Origin of the sequence: Aminiphilus circumscriptus DSM 16581 (assembly GCF_000526375.1) — a bacterium.
GTDB lineage: Bacteria > Synergistota > Synergistia > Synergistales > Aminiphilaceae > Aminiphilus > Aminiphilus circumscriptus.
The window spans coordinates 545,908-563,219 of record NZ_JAFY01000002.1 but is presented as its reverse complement, the minus strand read 5'-3'; the positions used below and the strand labels follow the sequence as shown (position 1 = coordinate 563,219).

Annotated in this window: 13 protein-coding genes; 10 read left to right on the top strand and 3 right to left on the bottom strand. The window is 62.6% G+C overall.

The annotated features are described in order from the left end of the window. Window positions 1-35: 35 nt before the first annotated feature. Genes K349_RS0103305 through K349_RS0103295 form a run of 3 tightly spaced genes read left to right on the top strand, consistent with a single transcriptional unit; the run spans window position 36 to window position 3,153 of the window. The gene (locus K349_RS0103305; RefSeq protein ID WP_026368445.1) at window positions 36-485 is read left to right on the top strand and encodes a DVU_1555 family C-GCAxxG-C-C protein; all 450 of its coding nucleotides are present in this window, start codon (window positions 36-38) and stop codon (window positions 483-485) included. Then, window positions 485-1,831, top strand: coding sequence for a radical SAM (seleno)protein TrsS (gene trsS, locus K349_RS0103300; protein WP_026368444.1), 1,347 nt, complete (start codon window positions 485-487; stop codon window positions 1,829-1,831). Before K349_RS0103305 ends, trsS begins: the two co-directional genes overlap by 1 nt. Next, window positions 1,828-3,153, top strand: coding sequence for a DVU_1553 family AMP-dependent CoA ligase (locus K349_RS0103295; RefSeq protein WP_026368443.1), 1,326 nt, complete (start codon window positions 1,828-1,830; stop codon window positions 3,151-3,153). Before trsS ends, K349_RS0103295 begins: the two co-directional genes overlap by 4 nt. Before the next feature lie 401 nt (window positions 3,154-3,554). Here the strand turns inward: K349_RS0103295 and K349_RS0103285 are convergent, their stop codons facing one another. Then, on the bottom strand, window positions 3,555-4,187 hold the full coding sequence (locus tag K349_RS0103285; RefSeq protein WP_026368441.1) for a flavodoxin family protein: 633 nt from the start codon (window positions 4,185-4,187) through the stop codon (window positions 3,555-3,557). Continuing rightward, window positions 4,184-5,404, bottom strand: coding sequence for a nickel pincer cofactor biosynthesis protein LarC (gene larC, locus K349_RS0103280; protein ID WP_026368440.1), 1,221 nt, complete (start codon window positions 5,402-5,404; stop codon window positions 4,184-4,186). Before larC ends, K349_RS0103285 begins: the two co-directional genes overlap by 4 nt. Window positions 5,405-5,676: 272 nt before the next feature. Here larC and K349_RS0103270 point away from each other — a divergent pair, with 272 nt between their 5' ends. Then, on the top strand, window positions 5,677-9,492 hold the full coding sequence (locus tag K349_RS0103270) for a translocation/assembly module TamB domain-containing protein (protein ID WP_026368439.1): 3,816 nt from the start codon (window positions 5,677-5,679) through the stop codon (window positions 9,490-9,492). A 6-nt stretch (window positions 9,493-9,498) separates the two neighbouring features. Here K349_RS0103270 and K349_RS0103265 read toward each other — a convergent pair whose 3' ends face one another. Beyond that, on the bottom strand, window positions 9,499-10,497 hold the full coding sequence (locus K349_RS0103265) for a threonine ammonia-lyase (protein WP_051464184.1): 999 nt from the start codon (window positions 10,495-10,497) through the stop codon (window positions 9,499-9,501). Between the two features lie 260 nt (window positions 10,498-10,757). On the opposite strand from K349_RS0103265, the gene K349_RS0103260 reads away from it, so the two are divergent. The 6 genes from K349_RS0103260 (at window position 10,758) to K349_RS0103235 (ending at window position 17,287) form a co-directional block, all read left to right on the top strand. Continuing rightward, the gene (locus tag K349_RS0103260; RefSeq protein ID WP_026368437.1) at window positions 10,758-11,333 is read left to right on the top strand and encodes a bifunctional adenosylcobinamide kinase/adenosylcobinamide-phosphate guanylyltransferase; all 576 of its coding nucleotides are present in this window, start codon (window positions 10,758-10,760) and stop codon (window positions 11,331-11,333) included. 64 nt (window positions 11,334-11,397) lie between these two features. Beyond that, the gene (locus K349_RS0103255; protein WP_026368436.1) at window positions 11,398-12,165 is read left to right on the top strand and encodes an adenosylcobinamide-GDP ribazoletransferase; all 768 of its coding nucleotides are present in this window, start codon (window positions 11,398-11,400) and stop codon (window positions 12,163-12,165) included. Between the two features lie 4 nt (window positions 12,166-12,169). Then, the gene (locus tag K349_RS0103250; RefSeq protein WP_026368435.1) at window positions 12,170-13,267 is read left to right on the top strand and encodes an HD-GYP domain-containing protein; all 1,098 of its coding nucleotides are present in this window, start codon (window positions 12,170-12,172) and stop codon (window positions 13,265-13,267) included. A 103-nt stretch (window positions 13,268-13,370) separates the two neighbouring features. After that, window positions 13,371-15,029 (top strand): hypothetical protein, encoded by a 1,659-nt coding sequence (locus K349_RS0103245; RefSeq protein WP_157367265.1) that lies wholly within the window; start codon window positions 13,371-13,373, stop codon window positions 15,027-15,029. Between the two features lie 96 nt (window positions 15,030-15,125). Then, window positions 15,126-16,535 (top strand): SPFH domain-containing protein, encoded by a 1,410-nt coding sequence (locus tag K349_RS0103240; protein WP_026368433.1) that lies wholly within the window; start codon window positions 15,126-15,128, stop codon window positions 16,533-16,535. A gap of 29 nt (window positions 16,536-16,564) precedes the next feature. Next, a complete protein-coding gene (locus tag K349_RS0103235; RefSeq protein WP_157367264.1) occupies window positions 16,565-17,287 on the top strand; it encodes a hypothetical protein in 723 nt (240 codons plus the stop codon). Window positions 17,288-17,312: the final 25 nt, after the last annotated feature.

Genomic DNA, 17,312 nt, shown 5'->3' with positions numbered 1-17,312 from the left:
AAACCATTCGCGCCTAGGTATCGAGGAGGGAGAGCATGGACGATCTTCACACTGCGGTGATGGAATGGGCACGGGAGGGATTCTGTTGCTCCCAGATTCTGATTCTGGCTGGGCTGGCCTATACGGGGCGGGAGAATCCGGACCTGGTCGCCTCTCTGGGGGGACTCTGCAAAGGCGGATACGTTCCCTGGGGGACCTGCGGCGCCCTGAGCGGCGCCTGTTGTCTCCTCGGCTTCTACGCCGGAAAGGGTTCATCGTGGGAGCAGAAGGACCCCCGGCTTCTCTTCATGGCGGAGGAGCTGCACCGCTGGTTCCGGGAACGCTGGGGCGCCGGAGGAGAGCGCGTGGGCTGCGGCGATATTCTGGGCGGCACAGCCGCTCCCGATCCGCTCTCCTGTTCCTCCATGGTCGCCGCAACGCTCGAAAAGACACTGCAATTACTCGAAGAACAGGGCTTCGACCTCCAGGAAGGACGCACCTCCTGATGGCGCTCCTGCGACGCACGCACAGCCTCTGTCCCGTCTGTCTCAGGCGCGTTTCCGCCGCTCTGGAGACGGAGAAGGAAAACGTCTTTCTCCGGAAACGATGCCCCGACCACGGAGATTTTTCCTGCCTTGTCTGGGAGGGAGCGCCGGACCTGCGCGCCTGGACATCCTCCCGATTTCCCCTTTCCGGTCCGGAGGACACACCGCACGACGACTGCCCCCGGGGCTGTGGCCTTTGCGAATTCCATGAACAGCGGAGCTGTACCGTCGTGGTGGAGGTGACGAAGCGTTGCCGACTCGGCTGTCCGGTCTGCTTCGCCGACGCGGGGAGCGGGGACGAACCGGACTTCGCCACCCTGGAGACCCTGCTCCGAAAGGTCCGGGACAGAGCCGAGGGCGCGATACTTCAACTCTCCGGCGGTGAACCCACGGAACGATCCGACCTGCCCGAACTCCTCCGTCTGGCATCCGGTCTCGGTTTTTCCGGAATTCAGCTCAACACGAACGGCCTCCGCCTCGCCGAAGAGCCCGGATACGCCCGAAGGCTTCGGGAGGCAGGGCTGGGATGGGTGTTCCTCCAGTTCGACGGCCTTCGGGAGGCGACGCATCTCGCACTTCGGGGAAGACACCTCGGAGCGGTCAAGACAGATGCTCTCCGCGCCTGCGCCGGGGCGGAACTGGGGGTGGTTCTCGTGCCGACCCTTCTGCGGGGAGTGAACGACGACGAGATGGGAGACATCGTCCGATACGGTCTTTCCCTCTTCCCCACGGTACGGGGCGTGCACTTTCAGCCCCTGAGCTTCTTCGGCCGCTATCCCGACCCACCCCGGAACGAGACGCGCCTGACCCTGCCCCGGATCCTGCGGCATCTTGTCGCACAGACCGGGGGGCTCACCGAACTCTCGCACTTCCGTCCCTCCCGATGCGAGCACGAACGCTGCTCCTTCCGCGCGGTGTACCTTGTGGAAGCCCCGGACCGGATCTACCCCGTGGGACATGAACCCTGCTGCGGGACACGGCCCAGGGCGGAAGGCCCGCTCAGAGCTGTGGAGAGCATCCGGCGACGCTGGGGAGCGGACGTCTCCCGGGAAGTCTCCGGAGAAGGTGTTGCGAACCGCTGCGCCTCCGCCTCGTCACCGGAGGACGATCTCGACCGGTTTCTCCGCCTTGGGAAAAGGGGCAACTTCAGCATCAGCGCCATGGCCTTCCAGGACGCGGAGAATCTCGACCTCGAGCGGCTCCGCTTCTGCTGCGTCCATGCAGCCGCGCCGGACGGACGCCTCGTCCCCTTCTGCGCGTGGAACCTCACCGCCCGAGATGGTACACCGTTGCACCGTCGCCCGTGAACATCCCCATCACCCCCCTCGACGCCTGGATCGCTCGCCGCCTGGAAGACGAAACGCCGGGGGGCGGCTACTCCGCCGAAACTCTTCGACCGGTGGACCGAAACAACCTGGAGACGGCACAGGAGAGAGCGTTGCGCATTCTCGTCCGCCATGCCGCCGCGAACGCCCCCTTCTACCGGAAATGCCTTCGCGGCCTTGAGGACGCCCCTCTTCGGGAATTGCCCTTCACCTTCCCATCGGATCTCGCCGGAGCGGAATCCCGCTTTCTCACGGTCTCGCAGTCCGCAATCCGCCGGGTGATCACGCTCACCACGTCGGGAACCACGTCACCAGCGAAACGCCTTCATTTCACCGCCGAGGATCTGAACGCAACGGAGGAATTCTTCTTTCGAGGCATGACCACCTTCACCCCTCCGGGAAGTACCGTGGGAGTCCTCATGGGGGGAACCGGGCCCGACGGAATCGGAGGGCTTCTCGAACGGGCCTTGCGACGCATGAACTGTTCCGTACACGTGTTTCCCCTCCGAGAGAGCCCCGTCGAGACCGCAGCACGAATGGACGAGGTCCGTCCTCTGGTGATGGTGGGGCTCCCCGCTCGAACGGTCGCAATAACAACGCTCTCACGCCACGCACCCGCAATCGTCCTTCTCAGCGGAGACATGGCTCCGCCCTCGCTGCGACGGCGCATCGAGGAACGGTGGGGATGCCGCGTCTTCGTTCACTACGGACTCACCGAATCCGGATGGGGATGCGCCGTGGAATGCGCCGCCCGTGAAGGGTGTCACGTGCGGGAACTCGATCTACTATCGGAGATCGTGGATGAGAATGGTAACACTCTTCCACCGGGAGAGTGGGGGGAAGTGACGCTCACCACTCTGACGCGCCTCTCTATGCCGCTCATCCGCTATCGGACCGGCGACGAAGGGCGGATTCTTCCCGGACGTTGCTCCTGCGGCTCCGTCCTCCGCCGCCTGGAGGTGCGTGGACGCCTCCCCCGGAGAAGATCAGGAGGCGAGCCGCTGCGCCTGTACGACGTGGAGGAAGTTCTGTGGCGATTTCCGCAGGTACAGGATTTCTCCCTCTTCCTCTCCGAAGGAGACCACGATCGCGCCTCGGACGCTCTCTTCCTCGAACTGGTGATTTCTGAAAAGGGTGAAGGCATCGCGGACGACGTGGTCCGCTCCCTGCAGCCCCTCCCAGGAATGCCTCGGCACATAGTGGTGACGCAAAAGCGCTGCTCCGTTCCGGAACACCGGGAAGCGAAGAGAAACTGGAAAACGCGCTCTTCCTTTTCCGGCGTCGGAGAGAGCGGAAAGAGTTGAAAAACGCCGGGGAAAGCCCTCTGGAGAGTGCCTCCGTGCGAATGCCCGCTCAAAGAGTGCTTCTTCAGGGAAACCCTGACCAAGCCTGATCAGGTAGGAATCGCCCTCTCTCGATTTTCGATTGCATCGCGTTTTTCCGGGATCGGCACGGCATTTTTCAGAGGCTCCTCAGAAAAAAGCCTTTCCGAAAAAACCTCCGAAGACCGATTCTCGCACAAGAATCGAAAACAGTGCCCAAAGGCTTTCTGAGGAACCTCTTTTCCGCCTTCTCCGCACCCATGTTCTTGAGAAAAAGACCCGCCGACCGGAACAAGAGTCCCTTCCGAACAGCTTTTCAAGCAGCGCGGAGGCTCGTTCGGGAAACTTTTTCGACTTCGAAAGGGAGCAGCACTTCCTGAATTTCATCGGATGAAATTGGTGGCAATCCTCTCCTCCCGCACCGGGAAAGGAACGCCCGCTTTGATTCCGGCTTCCTTGCACTTGAGGAACCATGCCATGTTTCTTCCCAACACGCGCATGATCTGCAACCCCTCCAAATCTTTTTTCACGTCCTCCGGCGTGGATCCATGCACCATATTCCAATATCTTGAGGAAATCACGGGCATCTCGGATATCATAAAATATTTGTTCAATTGATCGAACGCCGCGGTCGTTCCCGCCCGTCTCGCGGAGACGACTGCGGCAGCCGGTTTGAGGTAGAACGCCTTTTTCCCGGAATTTAAGTCGGTGAAAAACAGACGATCCATAAAACATGTGATGGCACCGCCCATTGCGGCATAGTGAACAGGGGAACCGAAGACGAATCCGTCGGCGCCTTGTGCGATGTCGAGAACATCGTTGACGCCATCGTCGAAGACACAGCGTCCCGCTTGCCGGCAATGGCCACAGGCAATGCAACCTGCCAAAGGTCTCGTTCCGACCTGAAAGATCTCCGTCTCGATTCCCTCGTTGTTCAGCGTTTCAGCCACTTCTTTCAATGCCGTGTAGGTGCACCCCTCTGCATGGGGACTTCCGTTCACCAATAAAACTTTCATATCCCCTCACACTCCTCTCCGTTTTCTTCTTTCACCTGACCACTCGATCGTCCTTGAAGGTGACCCAAATCATTTTTTCGGGAAGAATCGAAACGATCCTCGAATTCCACCTTCTCCTTCGTCACATCCCCGAAGCGGGAGATCTTGACACGAACGAAGCGCTCCTCGCCTTTCTTCAACGGGCGTCGTTCCACAGTGTACCGCATTTTCCGCCGCCCCACGGGCCAGTAGCGGAAACCGATGGTGGACGTCTCCCCGAAGAGAAGGTCCGCGACGCTGTCGAAGTTCTCCCGTTTCGCCAGGACGCGCAGAAGAAAGAGCGGACGTCCCTTCTTTCCGAGGGCCTGCACGAGATGGCTTTCCAGGGCAACCTCCTGGAGGAGCGCGAGGACTCTCCCCATTTCCTCCCCGGTCATGTCGTCGATGGAGACCTCGAAGAGCAGGACCTCTTCAAGAGAGCCACCCTCTTCTTCGCCCTCCGCATCACCTCTGCAGAGGAGTGCACGCAACACGTTGGGAACGGAGAAATCCTTCCTGCCCGCGCCGTAGCCGACCCGAAGAGGCACCACAGAGGGAAGATCCTGCAGAAAACGAGCCCCAGAGGATGCGAGAAGCGCCACCCCCGTGGGTGTGGCGATCTCCTTCCGCACCGGTCCGCCTTCAAGGGGAACCGCGCAGCGGGCCGCCAGGGCCGCTACGGCGGGAACGGGAACCGCGAGCAGTCCGTGGGCGGTGCGCACCGTCCCGCCTCCAACGCGGACGGGGAGGGAGCAGAGCGGCGGAAATCCCAGATCCTCCAGAAGGAGGAAAAACCCCAGCATATCCACGATGGTGTCGAAACTCCCCGCCTCGTGAAGATGCACCGATTCTGGATCGCTGCCATGCACCTGGGCTTCCACAGAGAGAAGGAGTTCCAGAGCCGCTCCGGCACGGCGGCGAACTTCCTCCGACGCATCGACGAAGGTGGCCGCGGCATTCAGAAGCGCCCGGAGTTCCTCTCCCGATCTGGCATGGTAGTGCTCCTTCGGGAGCACATCGACGCAGGTGGCGGAGAGCCCCTGCTTCACTGTCTTCGCGATGCGGATCTCCGTTCCGGTGACACCGAGCCCTTCGAATCGCTCCAGGAATTCGAGACGTGCCCGGGAAGCTCCGAGATCGAGCAGTGCTCCGAGAAGCATGTCTCCACTGACACCGCAATGTGGTTCAAGAACAAGCATGCATGTTCCTCCTCGCCATGACCGTCTGACCGTCAGCGCTCCGGTCTCGCCGGACCGACCCGGCCGAAAAGGGATCTTCCGTCCGAAGCCTCACTTGCCGGAGCCTTTCAGTCCGTGCGGATCTCCTTCGGGATCGAAGAGCCGTTTCCTTCAACCTGCACCGATCCCAAGGAAGCGAAGGTGCTTTCCGGGGTAATCTTGCGGACGTACTCCATGGCTCAAGATGATACAATATCTTCCGAGGATTTCGATGAGTGGAGGAGCTCCGATTGATGGACAGAAACGACGAGCGGAGAGGGGGACAGGTGCGCCCCGGGAAAAATCCGCCCGCCACCCCGAAAAATTCATCCGCATCCACCCCCAAAGATCCCTCCGGAACAGGAAGGTTTCGGTCCCGTTCGGTGCGCCTGTCGCTTCTTCTCATGGGCATCGCCGTAGCCCTGGGCTTTGCGGGCTCTCTTTCCCTTTCCAGGTTCGACTGGGGGGAGGCTCTTCTGCTTGGGGAACTCCAACGCCTTGTCGAGACAAAGGATTTGGGCACACTGTCGGTGGAACAGGTCTCGGGAAATCCTCTCTCGGGATTTCAGCTCTCCGGCGTGACCCTCCTGGGCAAGAACGGAGCGATCACCGCCGACGGCATCCGCCTCTCCTTTCATCTGGACAGCCTGCTCCGGAGAGCTCCCGCACTTCGAGCGGCGACGCTCCAGAAACTTTTCCTCCCTTGGAGCACTCTCGAACCACTCCTCGACACCTACGAACCGGAGGCGGGGAGCATCTCTCCACTGTCGCTTTCTCTTCTGGAAAGCACCGTGGAGACTCCGGTGGGAACACTCCTGTTCGAACGGGGACGCCTCCGCATTGCCGGCGACGCATCGTCCTTCGCGCTCTCCCTGGAGGGACTCTTCGGCGGACTCCCCTTCACCGCCGAAGGAGCGGCACACCTCCGCGAAACGCGCACCGAGGGAGAATCCACAGCACTCTTCCTCGAACGAGGAGAACTGACTCTCGGAAAGAACACCCTCGTCCTTCAGGGCGAGGTGCCCCTCAATCCCGATGGGGCCGTTTCTCTGGAGGGAACCCTGCACCACCTCTCTCTGGAGGAGATGGCGAGATGGATCACGATTCCGACGGGAGACGACGAGACAGAGAAGGCGCTCCTCTCAGCCCGGGGAACGCTTTCCGGAAACTTCCGCCTCTCCGGCACCGTCACAGAACCCGTCGCTGAAGGAACCGCCCGTCTCGAGGCGGGAACCCTCATGGACATTCCTCTGGAGATTGCTTCCGCCCGCTGGGCCTGGCAGGAAAAACGCTTCACCCTCTCGGACTGTTCCGCCCTGGTGAGGAACTCGCCTCTTTCGGGAACGCTCTCTCTGGATCTGGCGCCCTCCTCTCCGGAGATGGCCGTGACGCTCGCCGCATCGTCCCTCTCCCTCGACGCATGGCACGGAGAATTTCCTTTTCTGAGCTTTCTTTCCGGAACCGTCGCCTCCCTCGATCTCGATCTCAAAGGCCCTCTGGACGGAGCCCTTTTGGGACACGTCCGCCTGAGGAATTTCGACGGCTCCGTCGCGGGATACACCGTGACCGACACCACCGCGGAGGCGGAATTGCGGAAGTTCGATGTGGCCTTTCAGAGCAGGGGACTTTGGCTCGGCGCACCCTTCGCCGCCACAGGTTCTGCCGGGAGGGATGACGCGACCTCTCTGAATGTGCAGCTCACTACCTCGTCCGTGCCGCTTCACCGTCTCCCGGAGGCTTTTCCCGATGTGGAAGGGCTTGCGCTGGAGGGCAACCTCACCGCATCCTTATCGCTCACGGGACCCGCCGCATCGCCGAAAGTCGCGGGACTTCTGGAGACGGAGCGACTTCGCTTCCGCAGGGAACCCCTCGATGCGATGGCCCTCCGGATCACCTACGAAGGAAAGCGGCTTTCCCTGGAGAAAGGGACTCTCGTCTGGAGAGGGGCGCCTCTGGAATTCTCCGGCACGGTTGCGGATTTTCCCGGGCAGGGGGCCTTGGATCTTCGGGGCACCGCCAAAAACCTTTCTCAGGAATTCCTCGCCTCCCTCTTGGGAGCGTCCGGAGCGGAATTTTCCCTCAGCCTAGCCGAAAAGGGATCGGCCAAATGGCGCCTCTCGGGAAACGTCTCCCAACCCGTTCTCTCTCTTCAGGTCACGGCACCCAGCCTACGCGTGGAGGGACAAACTCTCTCGAAGGTCCTTCTGGAAGGATCCCTCACGGAGAGGGAATTCCGCATCGCCAAGGCCCTGGCGCAGTTCGGAGGCGGAGAGATCCGCGCCTCGGGATCGGTCGGCCTCGGGCGTTCCGACGGAACCGTTGCCTTGAATATCGACGGATCCTACAAGGACATTTCCCTGAAAAACATCCTTCCCGAAAAGAGCACCACGGGAGCCCCCCTCGACGGAAGCGTCGCGGGAACCCTCACGGTGAGGGGGGACGTCTCTTCCCCGCTGGTGGAGACAGCCTTTCAGGTGAGCGCCCTCGCGGGCGTTCCCCTTCCCGTCCAGTCCCTCCGAGGCAAACTCCGCCTCGAAAAGGGACCGGGGTCGGCTCCCTTTGGGCGCATCCGTCTTCAGGACATTCAGGGCGAACTCTGGGGGGGGAAGGGGAGCATTTCCGGCGTTCTCGATCTTCCCGGCGGAGGCAAACCCGCTGCGCTCGATCTGAAGGGAACCCTTTCCTCCATGGACATGGCCAATTCCCACACCACGCTGGGAGACGGGGGAGGGGTCTATCTCAGAGGAAAGGCCGGCGGTGAGCTTGAGATCACGGGAACGTTCGACGAGCCGCGACTCAGCCTGAGGGGCACTGCGCCGCGACTCGTGGCGAACGGCTTCCCCTTCACCGAAACGGAAGCACTCGTCATCGTCGAAGCGGGACGAATCCGCCTGGAGAAATTCCAGGGGTTCGTCGGGGACTCGCCGGTGGTTGCCTCCATGGACGCCCTTTTCGAGGAGGGAGCGTGGAAGGTGGCCTTTGCCGCCTCGGGGGAGAATCTCGATCTCTCCGCCTTTTCCAAGGAGTGGTTCGGCCCGACGAAAAACGTCCTTTCCGGGCGATTTTCCTTCAGCACGAAGGGACGTTTCGCGGAGGGGCTCTTCAGCGGCAGCGGCCTCATCGACGCCACGCAAATTTCTCTCTGGGGGTTCCGGGCGGAATCTCTGAAGGCTCCCTTCACCTTCCAGGACGAATACGTCACCGTGGAGGACGCAAACGCCGGAGCCTACGGCGGAAATTTCTTCGCCCAGGGAACGATGAACCTCTTCACCCGGGAGTGGGGCGGCAACCTGCGCATCGAGAGCGTGGACGTAGCACCCGCCCTGGCGGACCTGGCATCCCTCGAGGGAAACGTCTCCGGCAAGGGATACCTCCATGTGCGTGGAAACGGCACTCTGGGAAGGCTCTTCGGAACGGAGGCTCAGGGAACACTGGACGTCGAGAACGGCGCCTTTTCGGGCTTTCCAGGCATTCAGGCCATGGCAAAAGCAACGGGAGGCACGGAAATTCCCTTCCGCTCTCTCAAGGGCTCCTTCGCTTTCGACACGGGCATGTTCTACATCATCCCGGGAAGCCGCATGGCTGCGCCTCCCGGAAACCCCGCCTATCGCTATCTCTCCGCGGACGGCAGCGTCTCTCTCGGAGGGCCGCTGGACCTGAAGTGCTACGGAGAGATCAACGTCACCGCCTTCAACGCCTTTCTCGGAGCACTGAAGGGACTCATCCAGGCAGGAGGCTCGTCGGATCTCATGCTCCAGGAGATTCTGGGCGGCCTCGTGAGCGGAGCGTCCCGGAAAGATTTCAGGGAGGTCTCCTTCAAAGTGAAGGGAACCCTGGACGCTCCTTCCCTGGAGGATATTTCCGTCTCCCGGAGGGAGACGGTCTCGCCCATTCCCGTCTCCCCGGGAGATCCGAAGAACAAGAACACCAACGAGCAGGTCCGCATCACCCTTTTCTTTCCCGTCGGTCCTGGCGGCGGTTCCAGCGAGGACGTTGGGGATCAGGTGCAGCAGCAGATCCTGGAGCAGATGATCAAGCAGATCATCAAGCCCGGAGAGAGTTCGGAATAGCGCGTCTCATCCGTCAAGGGCCGTTCCGAGCACGGAGAGAAGGACCGCCTCGTCCACGTTTCCTCCGGAGATGACCACCCCCACCCGGCGCCCCGTCACGTCGATCTTCCCCGCGAGCAGGGCGGCGACGCCCACCGCGCCGGAACCTTCCACCACCTGATGGTGTTCCCGATGCAGAAAGGCCATGGCCCGGGCGATGTCCTTCTCCTCCACGGCGAGAAATCCCGAAACGCGCTTCTTCGCCAAATCGACGAGACTTTGGGGAATATATCCCATGAGGCCGTCCGCCAGGGAGTCCTCATACGTCACGTCCACCACGGTTCCCCCAGGCCAGGAGGCGACCCAGGGCATGGATGCCGTGGACTGCACGCCCCAGATCTCCACCTCGGGGCGCAGAGCCTTGGCGGCGATGGCCACGCCGTTGATCAATCCTCCGCCGCCAGCGGGCACGAGGAGCAGATCGAGATCGGGCTGATCGAAGAAGAGTTCGAGTCCCAGCGTTCCCGCTCCGGCGATGACCCAGGGATCCTCGAAGGAGGAGAGGTAGGTAAGCCCCTCCTCTCGGGCGAGACGGGCTGCCTCGGATTCGGCATCGTCGTAGTAGTGTCCCACTACCTTGAGCGTCACCCGGGAACCTCCCCGGGTGAGAATGGCCTGTTTTTTTGTCTCGGGACAGACGCCGGGAACGCAGACCGTGGCGGCCACGCCCAGCTCCACCGCGGCAAGGGCCACTCCCTGGGCATGATTTCCGCTGGAGGCGGTGACCACGCCGCGGCGCCGCTCCTCCGGCGTCAGGCGCTCCATCCGATTCAAGGCTCCCCGTACCTTGAAGGAACCGCAGAGCTGTTGATTTTCCAACTTGAGATACACCTCTCCGCCACAAGCCTGCGAGAGCGGCGCGGAACGTTCCGTGGGGGTGTGCCGGATACGTCCCTCCAGGGTTTTTCTCGCCAGAAGCACATCGGTGATCTGCGGATCGATTTCTGCGCCATTGCGCCTTTCCATGATCGGCCAACTCCTCTCCCGATTCGTCGCCGGGGAGTGCTCCTCCGGCGCGGGACCTTTTCCGACAGAAAAGACCGGATTTCGCCCACCCCATCGTAACAAAAAGATGGCGCTTGCGCCCTCTCCACTCCCGGCTCTATACTTGTCTCGAAGTCGGACACCTGGATGCATACAGCATAAACTGGAAGAATCTCTGTCACGAACGACATCGGACATCACCCCCGCAAAGAGTGGAGAGAAGGAGACGAAGGAGAAAAGACATGTCATCCCTGACCCTGTTCCTCGGCGGCATGCGGAGCGGTAAAAGCCATCTCGCCCAGATGACGGCGGAGCGCCTCGGCGGCAGCACCGTCACGTACGTGGCCACAGCGGACGTCAAAGACGCGGAGATGGCGGCCCGCATCGCCCTGCACCGGGCCGCACGGCCCGAGACATGGCAGACCCTGGAAGGAGCACCGGAGGAAATCCCCGAAAAAATCCGGGGCATCCGGGGCGTTCTTCTGCTGGATTGTCTTACCCTCTGGCTCTCCAGGCTTCTTCTGGCGGACCCCTCCGCCGATGGAGAGGACCCTGCCGCATGGAACGCGGCGGAAAAGCGGATTCTGGATCTCCTGGAGCACCTGCTCGACGCGCCCGCCCGGAGTGCTCATTTTCTCGTGGTCAGCAACGAGGTGGGGCACGCTCCCATTCCTCTGTACCATCTCGGACGGCGTTTCGTCGATCTTCAGGGACGAGCGAACCAAGTCGCTGCGGCAAGGGCAGACGCGGTGGCCTTCGTGGTCGCGGGCATTCCGCAATGGCTCAAGGGAACGCCCCCGGACATGCCGGACCTATGACGATGATGCGTCCTCGTGCTGCGGGCGCAATGGAGCCCAACGGAACAGAAAGGATCTTCACGCCATGATTCCCACCGCGATTCCGGCGCGTCTCTACGCCGAATTCGTCTTTCTTCTGGGATTTCTCTCCCGAATTCCCATCCCTTCCCGCTTCTGGCCGCGACAGCCCGTTTCTCCCGCGTCGGCCCTCACGTTCGCGCCCCTCGTGGGAGCCCTGCTGGGAGGACTCGCCGGCGGCGGCGGCGGCCTTTGCGCTCTCGGCATGCCTCCCCGAGCCGCCGCGTGGGGAGCGCTGGCGCTCTATGCCCTGCTCGGGTGGTCGCTCCACCTCGACGGCTGGACGGACCTGGCGGACGGGTGGGGGAGCGGCAAACGCGGCGAGGCGCTGCGAAAGGTCATGAAGGACAGCCGCATCGGTGGATACGGCGCGATTTTTCTGGTGGTCGCCCTTGGCCTGTGGACTTCCCTGACGGAAACCCTTCCTCCCGGATCGTGGCCGCTCCTGCTCGCGCTCGGGGCCTGTGCGGGACGCTTTGCGCTCCTCGCGGCGGCTTTTTTCGGCACCTACCCCTGGGAGACGGGGCTGGCCCGGGACTATGTGATTCCCTTCGGCAAGGTGGAGCTCTTCCGGGGGCTGCTCTGCGCCTCCCTTCTTCTTCCGCTGGGGCCGCGACAGTGGCTCGTCTCCATGACGGCGGCCTTTCTGGCCGGATGGGGGCTGTGCCGCTTCGCCCGGCATCTCCTGGGCGGCACGAACGGGGACGTTCTCGGCGCCTCCGCCGTGGCGGGGGAGTTGGCGGCTCTCACCGCCCTGGTCCTGACGAGGAGCTGATCCCATGCGCCTCGTTCGGACGGAAGCGCTGGAAGCGGGAATGCTCCTTGCCCTGCCCATACTCTCCTCCACGGGAGCCCTGCTGCTCCGGGAGGACCTGGTCCTGACGGAGCGAACCATCGCTCTCCTGAAAAAACAGGCGGTTCCCTTCGTGTACATCAGGGATCGGCGTTTTCCCGACGCGGCGGAGGAGCCCCTTCTCCACCCCGAGACGTTCCAACGGGCCCTGAAAGAATTGCAGGATCTTTTCGCCACCGCCACGGCCGCACGGGGCAACCATCTGCCTCCGGAGCGGATGGAGCGGATTCAGAGCGTCCTTCGGGACATTTTGGAGGACGTCTTCGACCGCTCCGACCGTCTCGTCCTCCGTTTTCTCGCCATCCGGGGACACGACGGGTACATTTTCACCCACAGCGCTCTCGTGGCCACCACGAGTCTGCTGCTCGGACAAGAGCTTTCCTTTTCCTACGCGCAGCTCTACAATCTCGGACTGGGCGCCCTGCTGCACGATCTTGGCATGGCCGCCATTCCTTCGGAGATCGTGGACAAGAAGGGACCTCTCGACAGAGAGGAACGCTCTCTCGTGAACCTTCACCCGCGAGGAGGATGGGATCTCCTCGCGGGGCATGATCTTGTTTGGCCCACCGCACGTATCGTGGCGCTGCAGCACCATGAGCGGTGGGACGGAAGCGGCTATCCCGGCGGCCTCAGGGGAGAGGAAATCCATCTCCTCAGTCGCATCGTCGCCGTGGCGGACGTCTACGACGCCCTCGTCTCCCCGAGGCCTTACCGTCCCTGCCGGACTCCCTGGGAGGCCCACGCTCTCATTCTCGAAGGGAGCGGCTCGCTCTTCGACCCACGGGTGGTGGAGGCCTTTTTCCGCGTCGTGGCCCCCTATCCCGTGGGAACGTGGCTTCGGCTCTCCACGGGACACGTGGGGCTCGTCACGGCCATTCCCGCCGAGGCACCGCACCGTCCGAGGTTGAGCCTGACGTTCCACCCCGAGGTGGGAAAACTGACCCCTCCCATGGTGATGCCCCTCGCCGCGTGCGAAGAGATTCGCATCACCGAGGCGCTCGAAGAGGAACCGAACGCGGTATAATGGCCGAAGCATTCGTTGCCGTCCTCTTCGTTTCACACCGGAAGGCTTCCGGACCTCCCGGAGGCCATGCTGGTTTATGTCCCGTGAAAGGATGGTGCTCGTCGTGAAAAAGACGACCACATTTTTCCGCGTCTTTCTTCTTCCTGCGTTCTGCCTCCTCGCGGCAGCCGCCGTGGGAGGAGCCTTCTCCATCTCACAACTGCCGCCCTTTCCTCTGGAGAGCAACACGGACCTCTTCGCCCTGGGAGAAGTCTTCGACGGCGGGGCCTCCCAGACGGAATCCTTTTCCGTCACCGTCGCTTCGGAGGCACCTCTCGTCGTCTTCGGAAACACCCGCTGCGCCGGATCCCAGCTCGACCCGTTCCTCGTGCGCACGGTGCTTCCCAAGGGCACCCTGACTCTTCCGGTCTCCCACGAGGATCCGGCCCGCTCCCTGGATGTGACCCTCGGCGGAACGGGCATCACGGCCCGTTCCCTCTCCTTCGTCTCCGGCGACGTCCGGAAGGAGACCGCGCTCACCTGGGATTTCGGCACCCGTACCTACGGCACCTTTCCCGCCTTTCTCGCGGTCTCCTCCGACGCGGTCTCTCCCGACACGGATGCGGCGCGGCTCCCCTTTGTCATGACGCTCCTCCGGCGTCCTGACCTGTTCGAGGTGGGCTTCGCCGTAGGCTCTGTCGAACCCTCCCGATTCCGCACCTACACCTTCGAACCTGTAGATCAGGCCATTCCGCTCCGGGTACTCGCGGCACCCAACGACCGTCTCTGGATTCGTCTGAGAAACTGGGGAACCAACACGGTGAACGTGGAGGGAAGCGAACTCGTCCGGAACCGCTACCTCTTCGGTGAAGCGAGCGCCGACGTTCCTCACGTTTTCCCCGGATTCGGAGCACTGCTCAGGTCCTTCCGCTTCCTCGGCATGACCGTCTCTCCGGACCTGCACCTCACGGGAGTGGGAGGATACCGCCTGGACGTCACCTACGACATCTCTCTCGACGTCGTCCCCTATACGCCGCTCTTCACCCCCTTCGCCATGGGCAGCGCGACGCTCCAGGCCATCAGCACGGATGTTCCCCAGGGGCTGGACGAGGTGGTGTTTCTCACGAAAATAGGCCCGGTGACCTTCGAGGAGGTCCACCCTCTCTACGTGCCCTCCGTGAGGGACGTCTTCAAAGCGTTCCAGTTCTCCATCAGCGTGGATCAGACCATCCCGCCCGGAAAATACCCTGGATTGCCCCTCCTGATCTCCTGGGAGTTCTCCAGCGCGGATCTTCTCACCGTCTGGGACGCGGCCACCATCGCAGACTTCGAGGCCTCCATGGAAACCGTCCAGGACCAGACCACGGCCATCTTCGAAAAGATCCATCTCTTCAAACATTTCGAGGAGGGCGCGGTGAACCTCGTGAATCTGGCGGGAAATTCCTGGCGGAACTTTTTCGAGGCGGGCTACGATGCCGCCACGGGGCGGTTCACCATAACCTTCCGCCTCCTCCTCGTGGATTCTCCCGACGAAGCCGTGGTCGCTCTCGACGACGGAGGCATCGGCTATCTGGTTATCTATGACGGCGCCTACGACGGCCTCCTCCTGGATCCGCTCTGCCTGGCCCTTTCGAGCGGTAGCCTGCCTCCTCCCGTCCCAACGGGGAGCGGAGACGGCGAGGGCGGCGGCTGTTCCCTGGGCCTGACACCTTCGGGATGGCTGTTGCTCCTGCTTCCTCTGGGAACCCTGGCGCACAGGCGGAAGAGCATCCGAAAAAACTGAGAGCGCGCCGGAAGAACACTGCTCCGCCCCCCGGATTCGGAAGCGGAAGAAGAGCCCGAAGCGACGTAGACGTACAGGAAAGGAGATGTCCGCCCCATGGCCATTGTGGAGGTCGTGGAATATCTCGGACCGGATCCGCACGAAGTCTTCGCGTGGAAATACGCGAACGCCGCCGATCCCTCCCGGAGCGATGAACTGGGCACATGGACCCAGCTCGTCGTCCGCGAGGCACAGGAGGCGATTCTGTTCAAGAACGGTCAGGCCCTCGACCTCTACGGTCCGGGACGTCATACGCTCAGCACGAACAACATTCCTCTGCTGAACAAGCTCATCAATCTTCCCTTCGGCGGCGAGTCCCCCTTCAAGGCCGAAGTGTGGTTCATCAACAAGGTGCACTCTCTGGACGTGAAATGGGGAACCTCCGATCCCATCCAGTTGCAGGACCCTTCATACCGTATCTTCATTCCCGTGCGGTCCCACGGGCAGTTCGGCGTGCGCATCGAGGACTCCCGCAAGTTTCTGGTGAAACTCGTCGGCGCCGTTCCCTCCTTCGACAAGAGCACTCTCCAGCGCTTCTTCCGCGGAGTGCTTCTCACCAAAGTGAAGGATCTGATCTCCACCTACCTGATCAAGAAGAACATCAGCATTCTCCAGGTGAACGCCTATCTCGACGAGATCTCCGAACACATGAAACAGCGCGTCGGCGGAATCTTCGCCGACTACGGCATCGAAGCGGTGAACTTTTTCGTGAACTCCATCAACGTGCCGGAAGAGGATCCCGCCGTGCAGGAACTCAAGAAAGCCCTGGCGGAGCGGGCCAAGATGGAGATCATGGGATACACCTACCAGCAGATGCGGACCTTTGACACGCTCCAGACCGCCGCGGGCAACGAAGGAAGCGGTTCGGGGCTCCTCGGGGCCGGACTCGGAGCCGGGCTCGGCTTCGGACTCGGCGGCGCCTTCGGTGCCGCGGCGGGACAGATGGCAGGGCAGCTCCAGACCGGAGGCGGTTCGGTCTTCTGCGCTCGCTGCCGCACGCACAACCCTCCGGGCGCCCAATTCTGCCTCACCTGCGGGGCCAACATCCTCCGCGGTGAAGAACCTCCGCGCAAGGTGCCCGAAACTCCCTCCGAGGTGCCCCTGTGCAACAAATGCGGCAATCCGCTTCCCAAGGGATCGCGCTTCTGCCCCTCCTGCGGCGACCCCTACCGTCCCTGCCCCAAATGCGGCGCGGACAACCCCGAGCGGGCGACGGCGTGCATGCAGTGCGCCACACCGCTTCCCTTTCCCTGCACCAAGTGCGGCGAGCCCGTCACGCGGGCCATGAAGTTCTGCCCCTCCTGCGGAACCGCCGTGGACGGAGACGAGGCGAAGAGCGCGGCGACACCGCCGAAGCGCTTCTGTCCGGAATGCGGCAAGGAGGTCGCGCCGGAAACGCGCTTCTGTTCCGAGTGCGGCGCCCGGATGGCCGGCCCGTCGGACGACTCCTCCGGAACAGCTTCGTGAGAAACCCCCTCAAGGAAGGAAGACGCGCCATGAGAAAGCTCACGTTCAGCCTGATCCTTCTGTTTCTCCTGGGCATCGCCGTGGCGGGAGCGACGGTGGTGACGTTTCTGCTCACCTCTCCGGAGATGCGGAACACGCATTTCTGGATCTCCTTCGGCACGCTCGCCTTCTGTACCGTCCTCTCCTTCGGCTACGGGATTCTCCAGGTGATCGCGGGGGACGAGCGGGTCGCGCCGTTGCCGTCTCTCTTCTCTCTCGGCACCATGATCTGTTTCTACGATCTCTTCGTCCTCGCCGCAGTCCTCGTCACCCGCAGTTGGACGCTCTCCGTACCGGCCTACGTGGCGCTCCACGTGGGAGGCGCCGTGCTCTTCCTCGTCCTCGGAGGTTTTCTTTCCATGGTGGTCCTCTCCACGGGTCGCAACGACGAGGAAGCGCGCCACAGCCGCCTCCGCCTCGCGGATCTCGCGACAAAAGCGGACCAGGCCGCCGAAGCCTTCTCCCTAGGCGAAGAGACCGGCTCCTTCGCCACACGTCTCCGCTCCCTTGCGGAAGCGCTCCGCTACAGCGATCCCATGAGCCATCCCTCTCTGGCAGCGGAGGAGGAGCGCCTCGCGAACCTTCTGGAGACGTTGCGCCTGTCGGGCGCGGATTCTTCCGACGGAAGTGGACCCCAGGAAGGGGAGCGGTTGCTCTCCGAGGCGGAGCGCCTTCTCAAAGAGCGCAACGCCCGTCTTCTCCGTCTCAAGTGAGACAGCGTACTCCGGCGAGACGGGC